The 17,486-nt window shown below is 66.7% G+C and carries 18 protein-coding genes; 16 read left to right on the plus strand and 2 right to left on the minus strand.

What is annotated here, in order from left to right; all coding sequences use genetic code 11:
• Positions 1 to 14: 14 nt before the first annotated feature.
• Positions 15 to 278 carry a DUF1640 domain-containing protein gene (locus AC6IY7_RS16805; protein WP_497780552.1) on the minus strand — a complete coding sequence of 88 codons (264 nt, stop codon included), beginning with the start codon at positions 276 to 278 and terminating at the stop codon, positions 15 to 17.
• A 203-nt stretch (positions 279 to 481) separates the two neighbouring features.
• Between AC6IY7_RS16805 and argS the strand changes: the two genes are divergently transcribed.
• The 13 genes from argS to AC6IY7_RS16870 all read left to right on the plus strand — a co-directional run bounded on the left by argS (position 482) and on the right by AC6IY7_RS16870 (position 13,545).
• The gene (argS, locus tag AC6IY7_RS16810) at positions 482 to 2,260 is read left to right on the plus strand and encodes an arginine--tRNA ligase (protein ID WP_497780553.1); all 1,779 of its coding nucleotides are present in this window, start codon (positions 482 to 484) and stop codon (positions 2,258 to 2,260) included.
• Between the two features lie 84 nt (positions 2,261 to 2,344).
• Positions 2,345 to 3,751, plus strand: coding sequence for an SPOR domain-containing protein (locus AC6IY7_RS16815; protein ID WP_497780554.1), 1,407 nt, complete (start codon positions 2,345 to 2,347; stop codon positions 3,749 to 3,751).
• A 15-nt stretch (positions 3,752 to 3,766) separates the two neighbouring features.
• The gene (gene nagZ, locus AC6IY7_RS16820; protein WP_497780555.1) at positions 3,767 to 4,774 is read left to right on the plus strand and encodes a beta-N-acetylhexosaminidase; all 1,008 of its coding nucleotides are present in this window, start codon (positions 3,767 to 3,769) and stop codon (positions 4,772 to 4,774) included.
• A 58-nt stretch (positions 4,775 to 4,832) separates the two neighbouring features.
• Positions 4,833 to 5,663, plus strand: coding sequence for a segregation and condensation protein A (locus tag AC6IY7_RS16825; protein WP_497780556.1), 831 nt, complete (start codon positions 4,833 to 4,835; stop codon positions 5,661 to 5,663).
• Positions 5,664 to 5,705: 42 nt separating this feature from the next.
• Complete coding sequence (gene scpB, locus AC6IY7_RS16830) at positions 5,706 to 6,446, plus strand: SMC-Scp complex subunit ScpB (protein ID WP_497780557.1); 741 nt, start codon at positions 5,706 to 5,708, stop codon at positions 6,444 to 6,446.
• A gap of 183 nt (positions 6,447 to 6,629) precedes the next feature.
• Positions 6,630 to 6,884 (plus strand): twin-arginine translocase TatA/TatE family subunit, encoded by a 255-nt coding sequence (locus AC6IY7_RS16835; RefSeq protein ID WP_497780558.1) that lies wholly within the window; start codon positions 6,630 to 6,632, stop codon positions 6,882 to 6,884.
• A gap of 45 nt (positions 6,885 to 6,929) precedes the next feature.
• Positions 6,930 to 7,412, plus strand: coding sequence for a Sec-independent protein translocase subunit TatA/TatB (locus AC6IY7_RS16840; protein WP_497780559.1), 483 nt, complete (start codon positions 6,930 to 6,932; stop codon positions 7,410 to 7,412).
• Positions 7,409 to 8,188 carry a twin-arginine translocase subunit TatC gene (gene tatC, locus AC6IY7_RS16845; protein WP_497780560.1) on the plus strand — a complete coding sequence of 260 codons (780 nt, stop codon included), beginning with the start codon at positions 7,409 to 7,411 and terminating at the stop codon, positions 8,186 to 8,188. The genes AC6IY7_RS16840 and tatC overlap by 4 nt, the downstream gene beginning before the upstream one ends.
• A 200-nt stretch (positions 8,189 to 8,388) precedes the next feature.
• Entirely contained in the window at positions 8,389 to 9,708 is a 1,320-nt protein-coding gene (gene serS, locus AC6IY7_RS16850; protein WP_497780561.1) for a serine--tRNA ligase, read from the plus strand.
• A gap of 211 nt (positions 9,709 to 9,919) precedes the next feature.
• On the plus strand, positions 9,920 to 10,684 hold the full coding sequence (gene surE, locus AC6IY7_RS16855; RefSeq protein ID WP_497780562.1) for a 5'/3'-nucleotidase SurE: 765 nt from the start codon (positions 9,920 to 9,922) through the stop codon (positions 10,682 to 10,684).
• 7 nt (positions 10,685 to 10,691) lie between these two features.
• Positions 10,692 to 11,375, plus strand: coding sequence for a protein-L-isoaspartate O-methyltransferase family protein (locus AC6IY7_RS16860; protein WP_497780563.1), 684 nt, complete (start codon positions 10,692 to 10,694; stop codon positions 11,373 to 11,375).
• Positions 11,376 to 11,544: 169 nt separating this feature from the next.
• Positions 11,545 to 13,104, plus strand: a complete 1,560-nt coding sequence (locus AC6IY7_RS16865) for a LysM peptidoglycan-binding domain-containing M23 family metallopeptidase (protein WP_497780564.1) — start codon at positions 11,545 to 11,547, stop codon at positions 13,102 to 13,104.
• Between the two features lie 147 nt (positions 13,105 to 13,251).
• A complete protein-coding gene (locus AC6IY7_RS16870; RefSeq protein ID WP_497780565.1) occupies positions 13,252 to 13,545 on the plus strand; it encodes a hypothetical protein in 294 nt (97 codons plus the stop codon).
• A gap of 90 nt (positions 13,546 to 13,635) precedes the next feature.
• Here AC6IY7_RS16870 and AC6IY7_RS16875 read toward each other — a convergent pair whose 3' ends face one another.
• On the minus strand, positions 13,636 to 14,742 hold the full coding sequence (locus AC6IY7_RS16875; protein ID WP_497780566.1) for a peptidoglycan-binding domain-containing protein: 1,107 nt from the start codon (positions 14,740 to 14,742) through the stop codon (positions 13,636 to 13,638).
• Positions 14,743 to 15,051: 309 nt separating this feature from the next.
• Here AC6IY7_RS16875 and AC6IY7_RS16880 point away from each other — a divergent pair, with 309 nt between their 5' ends.
• From AC6IY7_RS16880 to AC6IY7_RS16890, 3 genes are read left to right on the plus strand one after another with little or no spacing between them, the layout of a single operon-like run.
• Positions 15,052 to 15,615 carry a CDP-alcohol phosphatidyltransferase family protein gene (locus AC6IY7_RS16880; protein WP_497780567.1) on the plus strand — a complete coding sequence of 188 codons (564 nt, stop codon included), beginning with the start codon at positions 15,052 to 15,054 and terminating at the stop codon, positions 15,613 to 15,615.
• Positions 15,602 to 16,753: an AI-2E family transporter gene (locus AC6IY7_RS16885; protein WP_497780568.1), complete on the plus strand. Its 1,152-nt coding sequence runs from the start codon at positions 15,602 to 15,604 to the stop codon at positions 16,751 to 16,753. Before AC6IY7_RS16880 ends, AC6IY7_RS16885 begins: the two co-directional genes overlap by 14 nt.
• 4 nt (positions 16,754 to 16,757) lie before the next feature.
• A complete protein-coding gene (locus tag AC6IY7_RS16890; RefSeq protein WP_497780569.1) occupies positions 16,758 to 17,453 on the plus strand; it encodes a P-loop NTPase family protein in 696 nt (231 codons plus the stop codon).
• The last annotated feature ends 33 nt before the right edge of the window (positions 17,454 to 17,486 follow it).

Here is a 17,486-nt window from a genome sequence, read left to right on the forward strand (position 1 = left end):
GACGGGCTGGCGCTTCAATTTCCTGGCGGAAGATAGCGGATCGCGGCGAGAATGACGCCGACGGCGACGACCATAACCGAGCCGAACCATATCTTCAGGTCGCGCTTGGCGATCTCTATGTCGGACCGAACCGAAGCAATATCGGTTTTGGTCGAGAGTTCCTGACTGGTCGCCTCCGCGAAGGCCTCAGCCGCGGCCTTCGCCTGAGCGTGCGTAAACCCGCCCGCTTCGAGCTTCTCGACGAACTTCAATGTGTCGAACGGAACGGCATTGCTCATTCGGTGTCCCTGACGGTCGAATATATGTTCGAGGACGATGCTGCGGGCAAGATAGCAGGAAATGCGGCGTGTCACGAGGGGAGCTCGTTGCGACGCCGCGAGCGACGCCGGAGGCAGGCCGACGTGGCAGAAATGGGAAAAGATGCGTTTCGGCCGCCATTCTGCTAAACCGCCGGCCGCAATCGCTTCGGCCCGGACCCTCGATGAACATTTTTTCCGACTTCCACGTCGCCATCGCCGCTATTCTCGATTCCATCAAGGCCTCCGGGCGCCTGCCGGAGACGCTCGACTATTCACGTTTCGTCGTGGAGCCGCCCAAGGACGCCGCCCATGGCGATCTCGCCACCAATGCGGCCATGGTCTTCGCCAAGGAGGCCAAGGCCAATTTCGCCAATCCGCGCCAGCTCGCGGTCGAGATCGCGGCGGCGCTCGCCGATCTGCCCAATGTGGCCGAGGCGGAGGTGGCGGGGCCGGGCTTCATCAACATTCGCCTGAAGCCGAGCCTCTACGCCGATGTGCTGCGCGCCGTGCTGAACGACTGCGAAGCCTATGGCAGGCCGCAGGGCAGGGGAGCGCTCACGGCCAAGATCAATGTCGAATATGTCTCGGCCAATCCGACCGGGCCGATGCATGTCGGCCATGGCCGCGGCGCGGTGTTCGGCGACGCGCTCGCCAATCTCCTGGCCTTCGCCGGAGCAGAGGTCACGCGCGAATATTACATCAATGACGCCGGCGCGCAGGTCGACGTGCTCGCTCGCTCGGCCTTCCTGCGCTATCGCGAGGCGCTCGGCGAGACGATCGCCATTCCAGAAGGCCTCTACCCGGGCGATTATCTGAAGGCGGCCGGCGAAGCCATTGCGAAAGCGCATGGCCGCGACCTCCTCGACAAGCCCGAGAGCGAATGGCTGGAGCCGGTCAAGCGCGCGGCGATCGACGCCATGATGGCGATGATCCGCGACGATCTTGCCGCGCTGGACATCCGCCATGAAGTCTTTTTCTCCGAGCGGACGCTGCATGAGAAGATCAATGGCCTCTCGGAGATCGACAAGGAGATAAACGAGCTGCGCGCGCGCGGCCTCGTCTATGACGGCCGCCTGCCGCCGCCCAAAGGCCAATTGCCGGACGATTGGGAGGATCGCGAGCAGACCTTGTTCCGCTCGATCGATTTCGGCGACGACGTCGACCGCCCGCTCAAGAAATCCGACGGCTCCAACACCTATTTCGCCGCCGATATCGCCTATCACAAATCCAAGATCGACCGCGGTTTCACCACTCTCGTCGACGTCTGGGGCGCAGATCACGGCGGCTATGTGAAGCGCATGACCGCCGCCGTCGCCGCGCTCTCGGACAATAAGGTCACGCTCGATGTGAAGCTCTGCCAGCTCGTGAAGCTGATGCGCAATGGCGAGCCGGTGAAAATGTCGAAGCGCTCCGGCGATTTCGTCACTCTGCGCGAGGTGGTCGACGAGGTCGGCGTCGACGCCGTGCGTTTCATGATGCTGTTTCGCAAGAATGACGCGCCGCTGGAATTCGATCTCGCCAAGGTCATCGAGCAATCGAAGGACAACGCCGTCTTCTATGTGCAATACGCCCATGCGCGCGCCAAATCGGCGGTGCGGCAGGCGCTCGGCGCGTTTCCCGATCTCGACGTCTCGGCGAAGGCGCTCGCCGCCGCGCCTCTGGAACTATTGCAGGACGAAGGCGAAATCGCGCTCGCCAAGGCGATCTCCCAATATCCGCGGCTGATCGAATCGGCGGCGGCGGCCCATGAGCCGCATCGAATCGCCTTCTATCTCTACGATCTGGCGAGCGTCTTCCATTCTCATTGGAACAAAGGCAAAGATCGGCCACAATTACGCTTTGTTAATGCAGATGATAGAAATTCGACCTATGCGCGAATGGCGCTGGTCGTTTCTTTGACTTGCGTCCTGGCGTCGGGTTCGAGACTCCTCGGCGTGAGCGCCCCCGACGAGATGCGGTGATCGTGGCCGGCGCATGAGCGCGGCGCGTTCGCGTTTGGTAAGGGCGACGAAGCGTCCGTCGGGAAGTGAGCAGGAAGGTGCATCATGCGCGAGGCGACGGCCCGAGGGCCTTCCATCGACATCAGCGAGTTCGAGCGGCGTCTGCGCGGCGGCGAGCCGCAGGAGGAGAAGCCGGGCATGGGCGAGGGGAAGAGCGATCCGCTCGCCGAGCTGGCGCGGCTGTTGCACGGCGACGAGGCGGCGGCCGCGGCCGATCCTTATGGGAAGGTGTTCGCCGAGCCGCAACGCCGGGAGCCTGCCGTGGGTCATAGAGACGTTTTCGAGACGACAGAGCTGCGCGGCGCGCTGCCGCCAATGTCTCCGGCTTCACAGACGTCTCCGGCCTCACAGACGTCGCCCGCCTCGCAGCAGCAGGCGCAATCGGACGATTATTACGCCGTGCGCGCCCCCGCCGAGACGGAATGGGCGCAGCACGAGCAGCAGGATTATCTCGACTATGGCGTCGAGATGGACGAGCCTTACGACGAGCCGCAGGAGCGCAAGGGCTTTTTCGGCGCGCTGCGCGATCGGCTGCGGCCCTGGCACGCGGTCGTCGCTCTGGCCGGCGTCGGCGCGGTGAGCGTCGGCCTGGCTCTCGGCCATCGCGGCGGCGTCGTCGCGCCGCAGGAGCTCGCCACCATCAAGGCGCCGGAGGGGCCCGCCAAGGTGCAGCCCTCCACCGTCGCCGAGGCGGCGGCTCCCCAACGCGGCGCGGCCGTGCTCGACCGCAATCAGAACGCCCCGGTCAAGAAGGTCGTCTCCAAGCAGGAGCAGCCCGTCGATCCGGCGGCGGCCATCCGCGTCGTCAAGCTCGGCGAGGGGCCGGTCGACGCGCCGCACGAGTCGGCTCCCGCCGGCGGCGCCAATAATCCCTATGGCGCCGAGCCGCGGCGCGTAAAAACCGTTTCGGTCCGGCCGGATGGCACGGTCCTCGACAATGACGCGCCGACGCCGGCGATCGCCCGTCCAGCGCCGACCAATGTCGCGCCCCCGGCGCGACCGCCGTCTCTCGCCGCGAGGCCGAGCGCCGTCGAGGCCGCCGCCGAGCCGCCGACCGCGACGCCCAAGAGCCCGGCCAAGCCGGCGACGACGCCCAAAGTTGCTCAGCCGCCGCGTCCCAAGCCGGCGCCCGCCGCGCCGACCGCCGCCGTTCCCGAGCAGACGGCGGCGATCGAGCCTGCCGCGCCCGAGGTCGCTCCGGCGGGCAATGGCGGTTTCGCCGTGCAATTCGGCGCCGCCGGCTCGGAGGACGAGGCGCGCCGGCTGATGCAGACGGTGAATTCGAAATTTGGTTCGCAGCTCGGCGGACGGCGGCTCGGCTTCCGCCTCGCCAAGGTCGGCGAGAAATCCGTCTATCGCGTGCGCGCCGCCGGCATGAGCCGCGAGGCGGCGGTCGGCGTCTGCGAAAAGGTCAAGGCGTCGGGCGGCTCCTGCTTCGTCGCCGCCAATTAAAGGGATGGCGGCTCCGTGACGCGCACTTTCATCTGCGGCTGCGCCGGCCTCGCCCTCGCGCAGGAGGAGAAATCCTTCCTGCGCGAGGCGCGGCCTTGGGGCGTGATCCTGTTCAAGCGCAATGTCGCGTCGCGCGAGCAGCTCGGCGCCCTCACGTCGGAAATCCGCGAGCAGATCGGCGACGACGCTCCCATCCTCGTCGATCAGGAGGGCGGGCGCGTCCAGAGGCTCGGGCCGCCGGTCTGGCGCGCCTATCCGTCCGCCGCCGCCTTCGAGAAGCTGCGGCTTGCCCCCGAGGAGACGGCCCGCCTCGTCCGGCTCGGCGCGCGGCTCATCGCCCATGATCTGCGCGAGGTCGGGATCAATGTCGACTGCCTGCCGGTGCTCGACGTCCCTGTGGACGGCTCCCATAATGTCATCGGCGACCGCGCTTATAGCCGCGCGCCGTCCGAGATCGCGCGGCTCGGCCGGGCGGCGGCGGAGGGGCTACTCGACGGCGGCGTGCTGCCGGTGATCAAACATATTCCCGGGCACGGCCGCGCGCGGGCCGACAGCCATCTCGAGCTCCCCGTCGTCGACGCGCCGCGCGCCGAGCTGGAGGCGCAGGATTTCATTCCTTTCCGCGCCGACGCCGATCTGCCGCTTGGCATGACCGCCCATGTCGTCTATACGGCGATCGATCCCGAGCGGCCCGGCACTCTGTCCAAGCCGGTGATCGACGGAATCATCCGCGGCGTCATCGGCTTCGACGGCCTGCTGATGACCGACGATATTTCCATGAAGGCGCTGTCCGGCGGCTTCCGCGAGCGCACCGAAGCGGCGATCGTCGCTGGTTGTGACGTGGTCCTGCACTGCAATGGCGAGCTGACGGAAGCCCGCGCGGTGGCGGAAGGGGCGGGGGAGCTCGCCGGCCGGGCGTTGGAGCGGGCCCGCGCGGCGCTGGCCAAAATCGCCACGCCGAAGGATTTCGATCCTGTGGACGGCGCCCGGCAATTCGACGCGGCTCTTGCGGCCGGCGTCTGATCGGCCCAATCTCGTCGCTTCCCGTTGGCGGGGGCGTGAGAGGACGCCGTGAGGCGAGATGGCGCAGGATTTGGCTTTCGACATCGCCGGCGAACATGAGCGCGCCGAGGCGGAGCCCGCCTTCCTCGTCGATGTGGATGGTTTCGAGGGCCCGCTCGATCTGCTGCTCGAGCTCGCCCGCCGCCAGAAGGTCGATCTGGCGCGCATCTCCATTCTGGCGCTGGCCGAGCAATATCTCGCCTTCGTCGAGGAGGCGCGGCGCGTGCGGCTGGAGCTCGCCGCCGATTATCTGGTGATGGCCGCCTGGCTCGCCTATCTGAAGTCGCGCCTTCTGCTGCCGGAGCAGCCCAAGACCGGCGAGGAGCCCTCCGCCGCCGATCTCGCCGCGGCGCTGGCCGATCGGCTGCGCCGCCTCGAGGCGATCCGCGCCGCATCGGACAAGCTCCAGGAGCGGGCGCGGCTCGGCCGCGACATGTTCTTGCGCGGCCGGCCCGAGGGGGTCGAGACGAGGACTGCGTCGACCTATACGGCGAGCCTCTATGATCTGCTCTCGGCCTACGCCCGCCAGCGCCAGAAGCAGGCCGTGTCCCGGGTGACTTTGCGCCAGCGCAATGTCTGGTCGCTGGCGGAGGCGCGCGAGACGCTCGAGCGGCTCGCCGGAATCGCGGCCCAATGGACCGCGCTCGACGATTATCTGTTGGATTATTGTGTGGATATTCAAACGGCGCGCACCGTTCGCGCCTCGTCTTTTTCGGCTTCGCTGGAAATGGTGCGGGAAGGGCGGTTCGACATTCGCCAGGACCGCGCCTACGCGCCGATCTGGCTGAGGCGGCGGGAGACGGAACTGGACCGCGAGCCTTCCGGCTCGCCAGGCGAAGCCTCGGAGTAGCGAGCCGGAAGGCTCGCGGTTCAAAGGCGAGGGAGAGATCATTTGGCGCAAGCCTTGCGACCCATTGAATTGTTCGACGACGAGGCGACGCTCGCCCGCGAGGAGGCGACGCTGCGCGAGGCGGCGCGCGTCGCCGAGGCGTTGCTGTTTGCGGCCAGCGAGCCGCTCGACGAGACCGAGATCGCCCGCCGCCTGCCGGCTGGAGCGGATGTCGAGGCCGCGCTGACGCGGCTGAAGCAGGATTACGCCGACCGTGGCGTGACGCTGACGCGGGTCGGGCGCAAATGGTTCTTCCGCACAGCGGCCGATCTCGGCTGGGTGCTGGCCCGCGAGCAGGTCGAGCAGAAGAAGCTCTCCCGCGCCGCGCTGGAGACGCTCGCCATCGTCGCCTATCACCAGCCGGTGACGCGCGCCGAGATCGAGGATATCAGAGGCGTCGCCGTGGCCAAGGGCACGCTGGACGTGCTGTTGGAGACAGGATGGATTCGCCTGCGCGGCCGCCGCCGCGCGCCCGGCCGGCCGCTGACCTATGGCACCACCGACGGCTTTCTGATGCAATTCGGCCTCGAGCAGATCGGCGATCTGCCCGGCCTCGAGGAGCTGCGCGGCGCAGGCCTCTTCGACGGCCGCCTGCCCAAAGGGTTCGACGTGCCGCAGCCGACCGACGACGCCTCGCTCAAAGAGGACGAGGAGCCGTTGGAGGGAGAGGCCGAGGTGGAGCTCGAGCTCGAATATCTGCAGGAGCCCGAAGCGCCGGAAGAGCCGGAGTCGCCCGAGGATTAGACGCCCGAGGATTAGCGCGCTTTCGCAAGGTCTCGCGGCGGGACGCCGAAATCCTATCGGCGCGGTCGGAGAATTCGACGCGGGAGCGGCGATCCAACTTGTTTTTGCGCGTCCGCCGTCCTAGGTTCCCGGACAGTTTCGGTCGGCCTCGCCGGCCCACAAAGACGAGTGGAGGTTCGCGCCATGGGCGGTCTGTCGATCTGGCACTGGATTATCGTCGGCGCCGTGGCTTTCATCCTGTTCGGCGGGCGCTTCAAGATTTCCGACGTGATGGGCGACGTCGCCAAGGGCATCAAGGCCTTCAAGAAGGGCCTCGCCGACGACGAGACCGAGGCGAAGGTCGAGGAGCCGGCGAAGGCTCTGGACCATCAGCCGCTCGCGAACCATGCCCACGCCAGTGACCTTCACGACAAGCCGGTCGACGCGAAAAAGGCCTGACGTCACCCTTTTCCTCGGCGGCCGAGCGCAGGCGCAGAAGAGACCATGTTCGATCTCGATCCCGGAAAGCTGATCGTCATCGGCATCGTCGCGCTCGTCGCGATTCCGACCAAGGACCTGCCGCGCGTTCTGCGCCAGATCGGCCAGCTGACCGGACGCATGCGGCGCATGGCGGCCGATTTCCAGGGCCAGTTCATGGACGCGATGCGCGAGGCCGAAATCGCCGATGTGCACAAGGATTTGAAGAGCGAGGTCGATTCGGCCTTCGCCGGCGTCGGCAAGGACGTCGCCTTCGATCCGCTCAAAGAGGCGCGCGAGCAGATCGTCGGCGCGATCGAGGGGCCGCCGGCTCCGCCACAGAGCGGTGAGCAGGAGAGCGACGAGCAGGAGAGCAAGGCCGTCGAACTCGCGCCCGCCGCGCAAGCGCCCATTGCGCTCGAAGCTGCGCCCGCGCCGGAGCCGGCGAGCGAGGCCGCGACGCTTCCCGCGACGCCTGCCGCGACCCCTGCCGAAAGTCAGGCGAGATGACCGACGCCGACATTGACGCCACCAAGGCGCCGCTCATCGAGCATCTGATGGAGCTGCGCGAGCGGCTCATCCGCGCGCTGCTCGCCTTTTTCGGCGCATTCATCCTGTCCTTCTTCTTCGCCAAGGACATCTACAATCTTCTGGTCGTGCCCTATACGATCGCCGCGGGGCCGGAGGCCAAGCTCATCTACACGGCGCCGCAAGAATATTTCTTCACGCAGATCAAAGTGGCCATGTTCATGGCGGCCTTCGTCTCTTGTCCGATCGTCATCGGGCAGGTCTACGCCTTTGTCGCGCCCGGCCTCTATCGCCACGAGCGCCAGGCCTTCCGCCCCTATCTCATCGCGACGCCGGTCTTTTTCGCGCTGGGCGCGCTCGTCGTCTATTTCCTCGTCATGCCGAACCTCTTGCATTTCTTCATCTCGATGCAGCAGGCCAACGAGCCCGGCAAGGCGCAGATCGAGCTTTTGCCGCGTGTGTCCGAATATCTGTCGCTGATCATGACGCTGGTGCTCGCCTTCGGCGTCGTTTTTCAGCTTCCGGTGGCGTTGACGCTTTTGGGGCAGATCGGCATCGTCTCGTCGAAATTCCTCGCCGAGAAGCGCCGCTATGCGATCGTCCTCGTCTTCATCGTGGCGGCGGTGCTGACGCCGCCGGATGTGTTCAGCCAGCTGGCGCTCGCCATTCCGGGACTGCTGCTCTACGAGGCCTCGATCATTTCCGTGCGCTGGATCGAGAAGAAACGGGCGGCGGAGCAGTCTACGACGACGGCTTGACCCCTTCTCGCGCATGCGGGAGAAGGGCCCTCATCCGACCCCGCTTCGCGGGGCCACCTTCTCCCACGAGTGGGAGAAGGAATCGCGCCCTTCGTTTTCGCGAAACGTCGGCCGCTCCCTTCTCCCGCGTGCGGGAGAAGGTGGCCCTCGCGTCAGCGAGGGTCGGATGAGGGCCTCGCACGAGCGGCGGATGAATTTTCATGTACGACATCAAATGGATTCGCGATAACGCCGCCGTTTTCGACGCTGGCCGCCGGCGCCGGAACCTCGAGCCTTTGTCCGAACGCCTGCTCGCCCTCGACGATTCGCGTCGCGCTGCGATCGGGGCGCTGCAGGCGGCGCAGGAGCGGCGCAACGGCGCCTCCAAGGAGATCGGCCTCGCCATGCGCGAGAAGGACGCCGCCCGCGCCAAGGCGCTGAAGGCGGAAGTCGCCAAGCTCAAGGAGGATTTCCCGCAGCTCGAGCAGGCCGAGCGTGAGGCGAGCGCCGCGCTCGACAAGGCGCTGTCGGAAATTCCCAACACGCCGCTCGAGCAAGTGCCGGACGGCAAGGACGAGCACGACAATGTCGAGGTTCTGCTCTGGGGCGAGCCGCGGCAATTCAACTATCCGCCGAAAGAGCATTTCGACATAGGCGAAGGCCTGAAGCTGATGGATTTCGAGACCGCGGCCAAGCTCTCCGGCGCGCGCTTCGTCGTGAACAAGGGCGGCGTCGCTCGGCTGGAGCGCGCGCTCGCGCAATTCATGCTCGATCTGCACACGGATCAGCATGGCTATACGGAGGTAAATCCTCCGCTTTTGGTTCGCGACGACGCCATGTTCGGCACGGCGCAATTGCCGAAGTTCCGTGACGATCAGTTTTCCGTGGCCGCCGGTCGCGGTGATGGCCAATCGGACGAGCCGACGAGCGACTATTGGCTCATCCCCACCGCCGAAGTCCCGCTCACCAATCTCGTTCGCGAATCCATCCTCGACGAATCGCAGCTGCCGCTGCGCTTCACCGCCGGCACCTATTGCTTCCGCGCCGAGGCGGGCGCGGCGGGACGCGACACGCGCGGCATGATCCGCCAGCATCAGTTCTACAAGGTCGAGCTCGTCTCCATCACCACGCCCGAGCAATCGCTCGAGGAGCATGAGCGCATGACCGGCTGCGCCGAGAAAGTGCTGCAATTGCTCGAGCTGCCCTATCGCAAGGTGACGCTCTGCACCGGCGACATGGGCTTCGCCTCGCAGAAGACCTACGACCTCGAGGTGTGGCTGCCAGGGCAGGGGAAATATCGCGAGATTTCCTCCTGCTCGGTCTGCGGCGATTTCCAGGCGCGGCGCATGAACGCGCGCTTCCGCCCCGCCGAGGGCAAGGCGACGCGTTTCGTGCATACGCTCAACGGCTCGGGCGTGGCGGTCGGCCGGGCGCTCGTCGCTGTGCTGGAGAATTATCAGGAGGCCGACGGCTCCGTCACGGTTCCGAAGGCTCTGCGCCCCTATATGGGCGGACTGGAGCGAATCGCCGCGGCGAGGTAGCCCTTAGCGAAATCTACATGCGCGATTCCTTCTCCCGCTTGCGGGAGAAGGTGGCCCCGCGAAGCGGGGTCGGATGAGGGCCCTTTCGGCTCGCGTTTCCTTCGTCGGGCACGAAGAACACGACGAGCCCTCATCCGACCCTCGCTGACGCGAGGGCCACCTTCTCCCACGAGTGGGAGACGGAACGCCAACGATCAGCGTTTGTGAGCATATGCGCATCCTCATCACCAATGACGACGGCATTCACGGCGCGGGCCTCGCGCTGGCCGAACGCGTCGCCCGCACGATCAGCGACGACGTCTTCGTCGTCGCGCCGGAGAGCGAGCAGTCGGGCGTCGCCCATTCGCTCTCCATCAATGATCCGCTGCGCCTGCGCGAGATCTCCTCGCGCCATTTCGCGGTCAAAGGCACGCCGACCGATTGCGTCATCATGGGCGTGCGCAAGCTGCTCGCCGACAAGCCGCCGGATCTCATTCTCTCCGGCGTCAATTCGGGCCAGAATCTCGCCGAGGACGTCAGCTATTCCGGCACCATCGCCGGCGCCATAGAGGGCACGCTGCTCGGCATTCCCTCCATCGCATTGTCGCAGGTCTATGATTTCTTCGCCGGCCGCCAGCACATCCATTGGGCCTGCGCCGAGATGCATGCGGCGGACATCATTCGCAAGCTCGTCGCGGCGGGCATTCCGCCGGGCGTGCTGATGAATGTCAATTTCCCCAATTGCGAGCCGCTGGCGGTGACGGGCGTCGCCGTCACCATGCAGGGCCAGCGCAGCAATGATCTGATGCACATAGAGGATCGCAAGGACGGTCGCGGCATTCCCTATTATTGGATATCCTTCCGCCGCGGCAATTTCACGCCGGGGCCGGGCACGGATCTCGAGGCGGTCGAGGCCAATAAGATTTCGGTGACGCCGCTGCGCCTCGACTTCACCGACCATCCGACGCTGACGCGGCTCTCCGCCGCATTCGAATAGGGGCCAAATGGAGGAGCGCGCCGGCGAAGGACAGTCGATCGAGGCTCGCGCGGCGCTTCTCCTGCAATTGCGGCGCGCCGGCGTGCGCGACCTTTCGATCATGCGCGCCTTCGAGACGACGCCGCGCGCGCTGTTCGCGCCGCATCGCTTCCGCGATCTCGCCGCCCGCGACATGTCGCTGCCGATCGGCTGCGGCCAGACCATGCCGGCGGCGGCCGATCTCGCGCGCAGGCTCGAGGCTCTGGGCGTGGAGCCGCATCATCGCGTGCTGGAGGTGGGCACGGGCTCGGGCTTCGGCGCCGCCGTGCTGTCGCGGCTCGCCCGCGAGGTGGTGACGATCGAGCGTTACGAGACGCTGGCGATCGAGGCGGGGCGGCGGCTCGCCGAGCTCGAGCTCGCCAATGTCGAGACGCGCTTCGGCGACGGCCTCGCCGCCGAGGAGACGCAGGGCTTCTTCGACCGCATCGTGCTGCATATGTCTTTCCACGAGCCGCCGCAGGCGGTTCTGGCCGCGCTCGCGCCGGGCGGCGCGGCCGTGTTCGGCCGATTCGAGCCTCCGACCTCGGATGACGCTCGTCCGGTGGAGCGGCTGCGGCTGACGCGCCGCCAGGCGGAGGCGCTGTGGAGCGAGACGGATATCGGCTCCTGCCGGCTCGGCGCGGCGCTCGCCGGTCGCGCCAAAGCTCTGTGAGCGCCCGTATTTACCTAAAATCCTCGAGGCGCGGGTGAACTCGCATTCATCTTAAACGCTCCCTTAACCGGCCTGTGGCTAGATGAGCGCAGTGAAGTTGCGTTCGAGTGTAGGTCGCGTCATGGCAATTGAGCGTCGTGTTTTTCTGTCGCGGGTCGCTAAGCGGCTCATGTTCGCAGCGGGCGCCGCCGGTCTGCTCGCCGGTTGTTCGGACGCTTCCCGCTTCGCCGATCCTTTCACCAATCCGTTCCAGGATTCCGCGCCCGTGGGCCGCGTCGATCGCGCGCCGACCGGGACCAATCCCGTGCGCCGCAGCGTCGTCGAGCAGCGCCCGCTCGCTCCGCCGCAGGCGGTCGCTCACAGCGCTCCCGCTGCGGCCCCCGCGCCCGTCGCCGCTGCGCCGGCGCCGGCCCGCATCGCGGGCGCCTATAATCATTGGAGCGCCGAGGGCGGCACGCCTGTGGTCGTCGCCGAAGGCGAATCGGCCGGCGTGATCGCCACACGCTATGGCGTGCCGGTCGACGCGCTGCTGCGCGTCAATGGCTTCGGCAAGGCGGCCGAGGTGCATCCGGGCTCGCGGATGGTGATCCCGATCTATCGGGCCTCCGCCGCCGCTCCCGTGGCCGCTCCCGCTCCTGCGCCGGTCGCCGCCGCGGCTCCCGTCCATGTCGCCGCGCAGCCCAAGCCGCAGCCGCAGTCCCAGCCGGCGGCCAGGACGGCGGATGTCCGCGATCGCAAGACGGAGAAGAAAGCCGCCGCTCCGGCCGAGCCCAGGAAGAAGTCCTCGAGTGTCGAGCCCGAGCCGGAGAAGCAGGCGGTGGCGGAACGTCCGCATCCCGCGCCTGTCAAGCAGGCGCAGATTTTGGTCCAAGTCGCGCCGAAGCCCGCAAAGCCGGCGCCGAAGCTAGCGGAGGCGAAGCCCGCGACGCCCAGGCAGATCGCTCAGGCGCCTGTGCAGGCGCAGCCCGCCCGGCCGGCGCCCGCGCCGAAGCAGGTGGAGACCCGCCCGGCCCGCGCGCAGCTCGCGCAGCGGACGAAGGAGGCGGAGCCCGTCAAGTCCGAGCCCGTCAAAGCGAAGCCCGCCGAGCCGCAGCGCAAGCTCGCTCAGGCGGAGCCCGCCCGCAAGGCGGAGCCGGAAGCCCGCGCCGAGAAGATCGCCAAGAAAAAGCCCGAGCCGGCTCCGGCGAAGGAGATCGCTCGCGCCGCGCCGCAGGCCGAGAAGCCGCAGCGTTTCGCCGAAGCCGCGCCGGCTCCGCAGCCGCAGCGCAATATCGACAAGACGCCGACCGCCTCGATCCCGCCGCAGCAGCCGGCCGAGGAAAAAGCCGCTCCCGCCGCCTCCGCGGCCGCCGCCGACGCGCGTCCTGAGTTCCGCTGGCCGGCGCGCGGCCGCATCATCCAGGGCTTCAACTCGGGCGGCAATGACGGCATCAATATCTCCGTGCCCGAGGGCACGCAGGTGAAGGCGGCCGAGGGCGGCGTCGTCGCCTACGCCGGCAGCGAGCTCAAGGGCTATGGCAATCTGGTGCTGATCCGCCATCCCAACGGCTTCGTCTCCGCCTACGCCCATAATGGCGAGCTCGATGTGAAGCGCGGCGATCAGGTGAAGCGCGGCCAGACGATCGCAAAATCGGGCCAGTCGGGCAATGTCGGCTCGCCGCAGCTGCATTTCGAGCTGCGCAAAGGTTCGACGCCGGTCGACCCGACCGGCTATCTCGCGGGGCTGTGACGGCCTTTCGCGAAGGAATCTCGGGCGTTCGCGAGACACAGCGCCAGAGTTGGGCGACGGGCCGCGCGAGCGCCCGTCGCCCGTTTTCTTTTTGCGCCAGAGCCTCTATAGGGACGGCCGGGTTGGACGATAAGGGAAAATTCGGCAGTGAAACATCTCATGTCTCTCGCGGCGGCTCTCCTCTTCGTCACGCCGGCGCTCGCCGTCGATGCGACCGGCATTCCGGTTTGCGACGCGCTGCTGACGCGCTATGAGGAATGCACGGTCGAGCTGCCGCGCGCCAATATTCATGCCGCGCAAAAGGAGCTGCTCGAAGGGGCGATGAGCCTGCGCGCCAACGCCTCCAATCCCGAGCTGCGCCCGAGCCTCGAAAAATTCTGCGCCGACACATTCGAGGCGATGAAGGCCTCGAGCGCCATCAAGGCCTGCATGTCGAAATAGGCGTCGATGTCGAAATAGACGTCGATCGACCGTCCGCGCCCGGTCGATCGCGTCTGGTCGATCGCGTCCTGCTGATCACGCCTTCCGAGATCAGTGGATCGGTATGGTTATCGAGTTGCGCAGAGCCGATTCCGCGGCGAAATAGCCGTAGCATTCGGCCGTGTGCAGGGCCGTCCAATTGTTCACGGTGAGAAAATCGGCCCTGGTGTCGTAGGTGTGGTCGCCGATGCGGTCGGGACTCTTCACGCCGGGGCCGACGAAATGCGCGAGCTCGTGAATGATCGTCTCGAGCATGTAATTGTCCGTCTTCGTCAAGAGCTGCCCGACCGGAAAGAAGATCGTGTCCTCGCGCAGATCCTTGCGGCCCTTGTAATTATCGTCGCCGGAAAGCCGCGGCCTGCCGTCCGGGCGGCGGGCCTGCCAGCCGCCGTAGAAAGTGTAGGCGACATAATTGAGCGCGGCGAGCGTTCCGTCGGCGGGGTCCGGCTGGAAATAGCCGACGCCCCAACCGAACATCGGCGCCTGCAGCAGCGAATGGGTGATGACGGTGTTCATCGAATCATAGATGCGCTTGGCTTTCTGCAGCTGCTGCAGCTTGGTCGCGTTGGAATGTTTTCCGGCATGGAAATATTTGTCGAAGAGACCGAGCTGTGATTTGCCGATGTCGTGCAGCGAGGGAAACGGATCGCTGCGGCCGGGCGGAGCGCGGCGCACGAATTCGGACGCCATGTCGATATTGAGCTGCGCCATCGAGATCCAGTGTCGCGCCCGCGGCAGCAGCAAGCCGATGCGCTCGACGAATTTGGCGTTCTGCTCCGCCGTGGCTTTGGGCGGCGGCGTGGGCGCGGCGCCGCCTTTGGCCGGCGCGGCCACGCCGCCGCTCTGGCCATTCAGCGCGTGAATCGTCGGGCCGTCGGGATCGATGCGCCCATCCGCCCAGCCGAGCTTGCGTGTCTGATATTTCTCGATCGCGGCGATGGTGAGCGGTCCGACGAAACCGTCGACCGCGAGCTTCAACGTCGGGCCGCCATCGGCCGAGCTCACATTGTTCAGGGCGGCTTGGATGGTGCGGACGTCATTGGGGAGATTGCGCCCGCCGCGGCCGACGGAGCCGTCGATCGCAATGCCCGGCGCGGGCGGAGGATCGCAGCAGGAGCAGCCGCCATTCGCCAATTTCATGAGAACTTGCTGGGCCATAATGGATTCCTTTTCGAGCGCTATTTTAAAACGAGACACTTTTGTTTTGACGCGTTTCCAACGCCGAACCGGTGTCCGCTTCGGCTGGAAACGCTCTAGGTATTGTTACCGATATCGGCGCCGACGCTTTCGCCCTAACCTTTGGAGCGTCTGGACCCGGCGAGCGGCGGGGGCGGTTTCAGCGACAATAGGCCGGCTGTTTCGCGCGTGTGTGCGGAGCGTCACATTCGGGACGGGCGCGCGCATTCTTCCGACGCGGATCGGAAAGCAGTCTAGCGCCGAGCCTGCGGCGCACCAGATATGATCGTCATGCGCTCACTCTGTCTGCGTTGGCTGCCGAATTTCATCACGATCGGGCGTCTCGTCCTGACGCCGGCGGCGATCGATATGATCGTCGGCGATCATTGGCGCGCCGCTTTCACGATTTTCGTCCTCGCCGGGGCGTCGGACGCGCTCGACGGCTGGCTGGCCAAGACCTTCGATCTGCGCACCGAGCTCGGCGCCGTGCTCGATCCGATCGCCGACAAGGCGCTCATCGTCTCCATCTATGCGACGCTGGCGATCAAGGGCGTGCTGCCGCCCTGGCTCGCTCTGCTGGTGATCTCGCGCGATGTGATGATCGTCGGCGCGGTGTTCGTCACCTGGTTGCTACGGCGGCCGATGGATCTCAGCCCCTTGCCGGTCTCCAAGGCGACGACGGCGGCGCAGCTCCTGCTCGCCGCCATTGCGCTCGCCGGCGAGGCCTTCGCCATTCCTCTCGCCGGGGCGACGAGCCTGGTCTCGGCCGTCGTCGCGGCATTGACCGTCGCTTCGGCGGCCGTCTATCTCTGGCGCTGGGTCGAGCTCATGGGGCCGGACGATGTCGGAGCGTGAAATAGAGTCGGGCCGCATTCCGGGCGGATCGGGGCTCGAGCGGCCGCTCGCCCTTTGGGCGGCGGCGATTCTATTCGTCTTCGCGCTGTTTTATTTTCTGAGCTCGGTTCTCGCGCCTTTCATGGCGGGCCTCGCGCTCGGCTATCTGCTCGATCCGGTCGCCGATCGGCTGCAGACGCTCGGCTTCTCGCGGCTCGGCGCCTCGCTCGCCATATTGACGGTGTTCGTCGTTCTGGCGGCGGTGATCGTCGTGCTCGTCGCCCCGGTGCTCACCCGGCAATTGACGGAGTTCATCGAGAGCCTGCCCGGCTATCTCACCACTCTGCAGGGATTGCTCACCCGCGTCAGCCGCGAGGCGACCGGCGATTTCGTGAGGAGCGTCTATGAGAAGCTCGGCCTGCCGACCTCGGACGCTTCGCTCGACACGCAGAAATATGTCAATGATCTCGCCAGCGAAGCGGCGCGTATGGGCGGCGCCTTCTTGAAATCGCTGGTCTCCGGCGGCGCGGCGCTCGTCAATATGGCGTCGCTGGTGGTGATCACGCCGGTCGTCGCCTTCTATATTCTGCTCGACTGGGACGATATGGTCGCGACGCTCGATCAGCTGGTGCCGCCGCGCCATCGCGAGGACGTGCGCGCCATCGCGCGCGATATCGACAAGGCGCTCGCTGGTTTTCTGCGCGGCCAGGCGCTCGTCTGCCTGTTTCTGGGGCTGTGGTACAGCATCGGCCTGTCGCTGATCGGCTTGAATTTCGGCTTTCTCATCGGCGTCAGCGCGGGCGTGCTGAGCTTCGTGCCCTATGTCGGCTCGATCACCGCTTTCGTCCTCTCGATCATCGTCGCTCTGGTGCAGGGCTGGCCGGATTGGCGCCTGCCGGCCATGGCGGTGGCGATCGTCTCCACGGGCCTGTTCCTCGACGGCAATGTGCTGTCGCCGCGGCTCGTCGGCGGCTCGATCGGCGTGCATCCGGTCTGGCTGATGTTCGCTCTGCTCGCGGCGGGATCATTATTCGGCTTCACCGGCCTGCTGCTGGCGGCGCCGGTCGCGGCGGCGCTCGGCGTGATCCTGCGTTTCCTGATCCGGCGTTATCGCCGGAGCGCGCTGTTTCTCGGACCGGCCGCGCCGGGGGAGAGCTGAGCCCATGCCCGGCGCAGGCGATTCTCGCCGCGGTCCCGCCCAGCTGTTCTTCGATCTGGCGGGCGAGCCGCGCTATGGCGAGGCGGATTTTCTGATCTCGGCCGCCAATCGCGCGGCCTTCGAGATGATCGGGCGCTGGCCGGACTGGCCGGACAGCGCTCTGCTGCTCGTCGGCCCGCCGGGGTCGGGCAAGACCCATCTCGGCGCGATCTTCGCCCGTCGCAATGGCGCGAGTCTGGTTGCGCCGGGCGAGATTCCGGAGCCCGGCCGGCTCGCCGGCGCTGCCGTCCTGCTCGACGGGCTGGAGGCTGTCGCGGATGAGACAGCCTTGTTTCATTTGATGAATTTTATTCGCGAGAGCGGCGGGTCGCTGCTGATCTCGTCGCGGCGGCCGCCGTCCGCGCTGAATATTGCGCTTCCCGACCTATTGTCGCGTTTACGTCGTGCGCCGGTCGTAGAAATCGGCGCGCCGGACGATTCGCTGATTCGCGCCGTGCTGGAGAAGCTGTTCCGCGACCGCCAATTGGCGGTCGAGGCGACGCTCGTCGATTATGTCGCGCTTCGGCTCGAGCGCTCGCTCGAGGCGGCGCGCGCCTTTGTGCGCATGCTCGACGAGGAGGCGCTCTCGCGCGGCCGGCCGGTCACGCGCGCGCTCGCCGGGGAGCTGCTCCAGCTTCTCGACGCGGCGCGCGGCGCATGAGGGGTTCCGGGTGGCGGAAAATCTGTCAGAGTC

The organism is Methylosinus sp. is20ea (assembly GCF_059718135.1).

Coding starts and splice junctions, on each gene's coding strand:
- AC6IY7_RS16865 (WP_497780564.1), top strand. CDS start 11,545: ATGTTCGCAGCGGGCGCCGCCGGTCTGCTCGCCGGTTGTTCGGACGCT.
- serS (WP_497780561.1), top strand. CDS start 8,389: ATGTACGACATCAAATGGATTCGCGATAACGCCGCCGTTTTCGACGCT.
- AC6IY7_RS16885 (WP_497780568.1), top strand. CDS start 15,602: ATGTCGGAGCGTGAAATAGAGTCGGGCCGCATTCCGGGCGGATCGGGG.
- AC6IY7_RS16875 (WP_497780566.1), bottom strand. CDS start 14,742: ATGGCCCAGCAAGTTCTCATGAAATTGGCGAATGGCGGCTGCTCCTGC.
- AC6IY7_RS16890 (WP_497780569.1), top strand. CDS start 16,758: ATGCCCGGCGCAGGCGATTCTCGCCGCGGTCCCGCCCAGCTGTTCTTC.
- tatC (WP_497780560.1), top strand. CDS start 7,409: ATGACCGACGCCGACATTGACGCCACCAAGGCGCCGCTCATCGAGCAT.
- AC6IY7_RS16805 (WP_497780552.1), bottom strand. CDS start 278: ATGAGCAATGCCGTTCCGTTCGACACATTGAAGTTCGTCGAGAAGCTC.
- AC6IY7_RS16880 (WP_497780567.1), top strand. CDS start 15,052: ATGCGCTCACTCTGTCTGCGTTGGCTGCCGAATTTCATCACGATCGGG.
- AC6IY7_RS16835 (WP_497780558.1), top strand. CDS start 6,630: ATGGGCGGTCTGTCGATCTGGCACTGGATTATCGTCGGCGCCGTGGCT.
- AC6IY7_RS16840 (WP_497780559.1), top strand. CDS start 6,930: ATGTTCGATCTCGATCCCGGAAAGCTGATCGTCATCGGCATCGTCGCG.
- AC6IY7_RS16825 (WP_497780556.1), top strand. CDS start 4,833: ATGGCGCAGGATTTGGCTTTCGACATCGCCGGCGAACATGAGCGCGCC.
- AC6IY7_RS16860 (WP_497780563.1), top strand. CDS start 10,692: ATGGAGGAGCGCGCCGGCGAAGGACAGTCGATCGAGGCTCGCGCGGCG.
- AC6IY7_RS16815 (WP_497780554.1), top strand. CDS start 2,345: ATGCGCGAGGCGACGGCCCGAGGGCCTTCCATCGACATCAGCGAGTTC.
- argS (WP_497780553.1), top strand. CDS start 482: ATGAACATTTTTTCCGACTTCCACGTCGCCATCGCCGCTATTCTCGAT.
- surE (WP_497780562.1), top strand. CDS start 9,920: ATGCGCATCCTCATCACCAATGACGACGGCATTCACGGCGCGGGCCTC.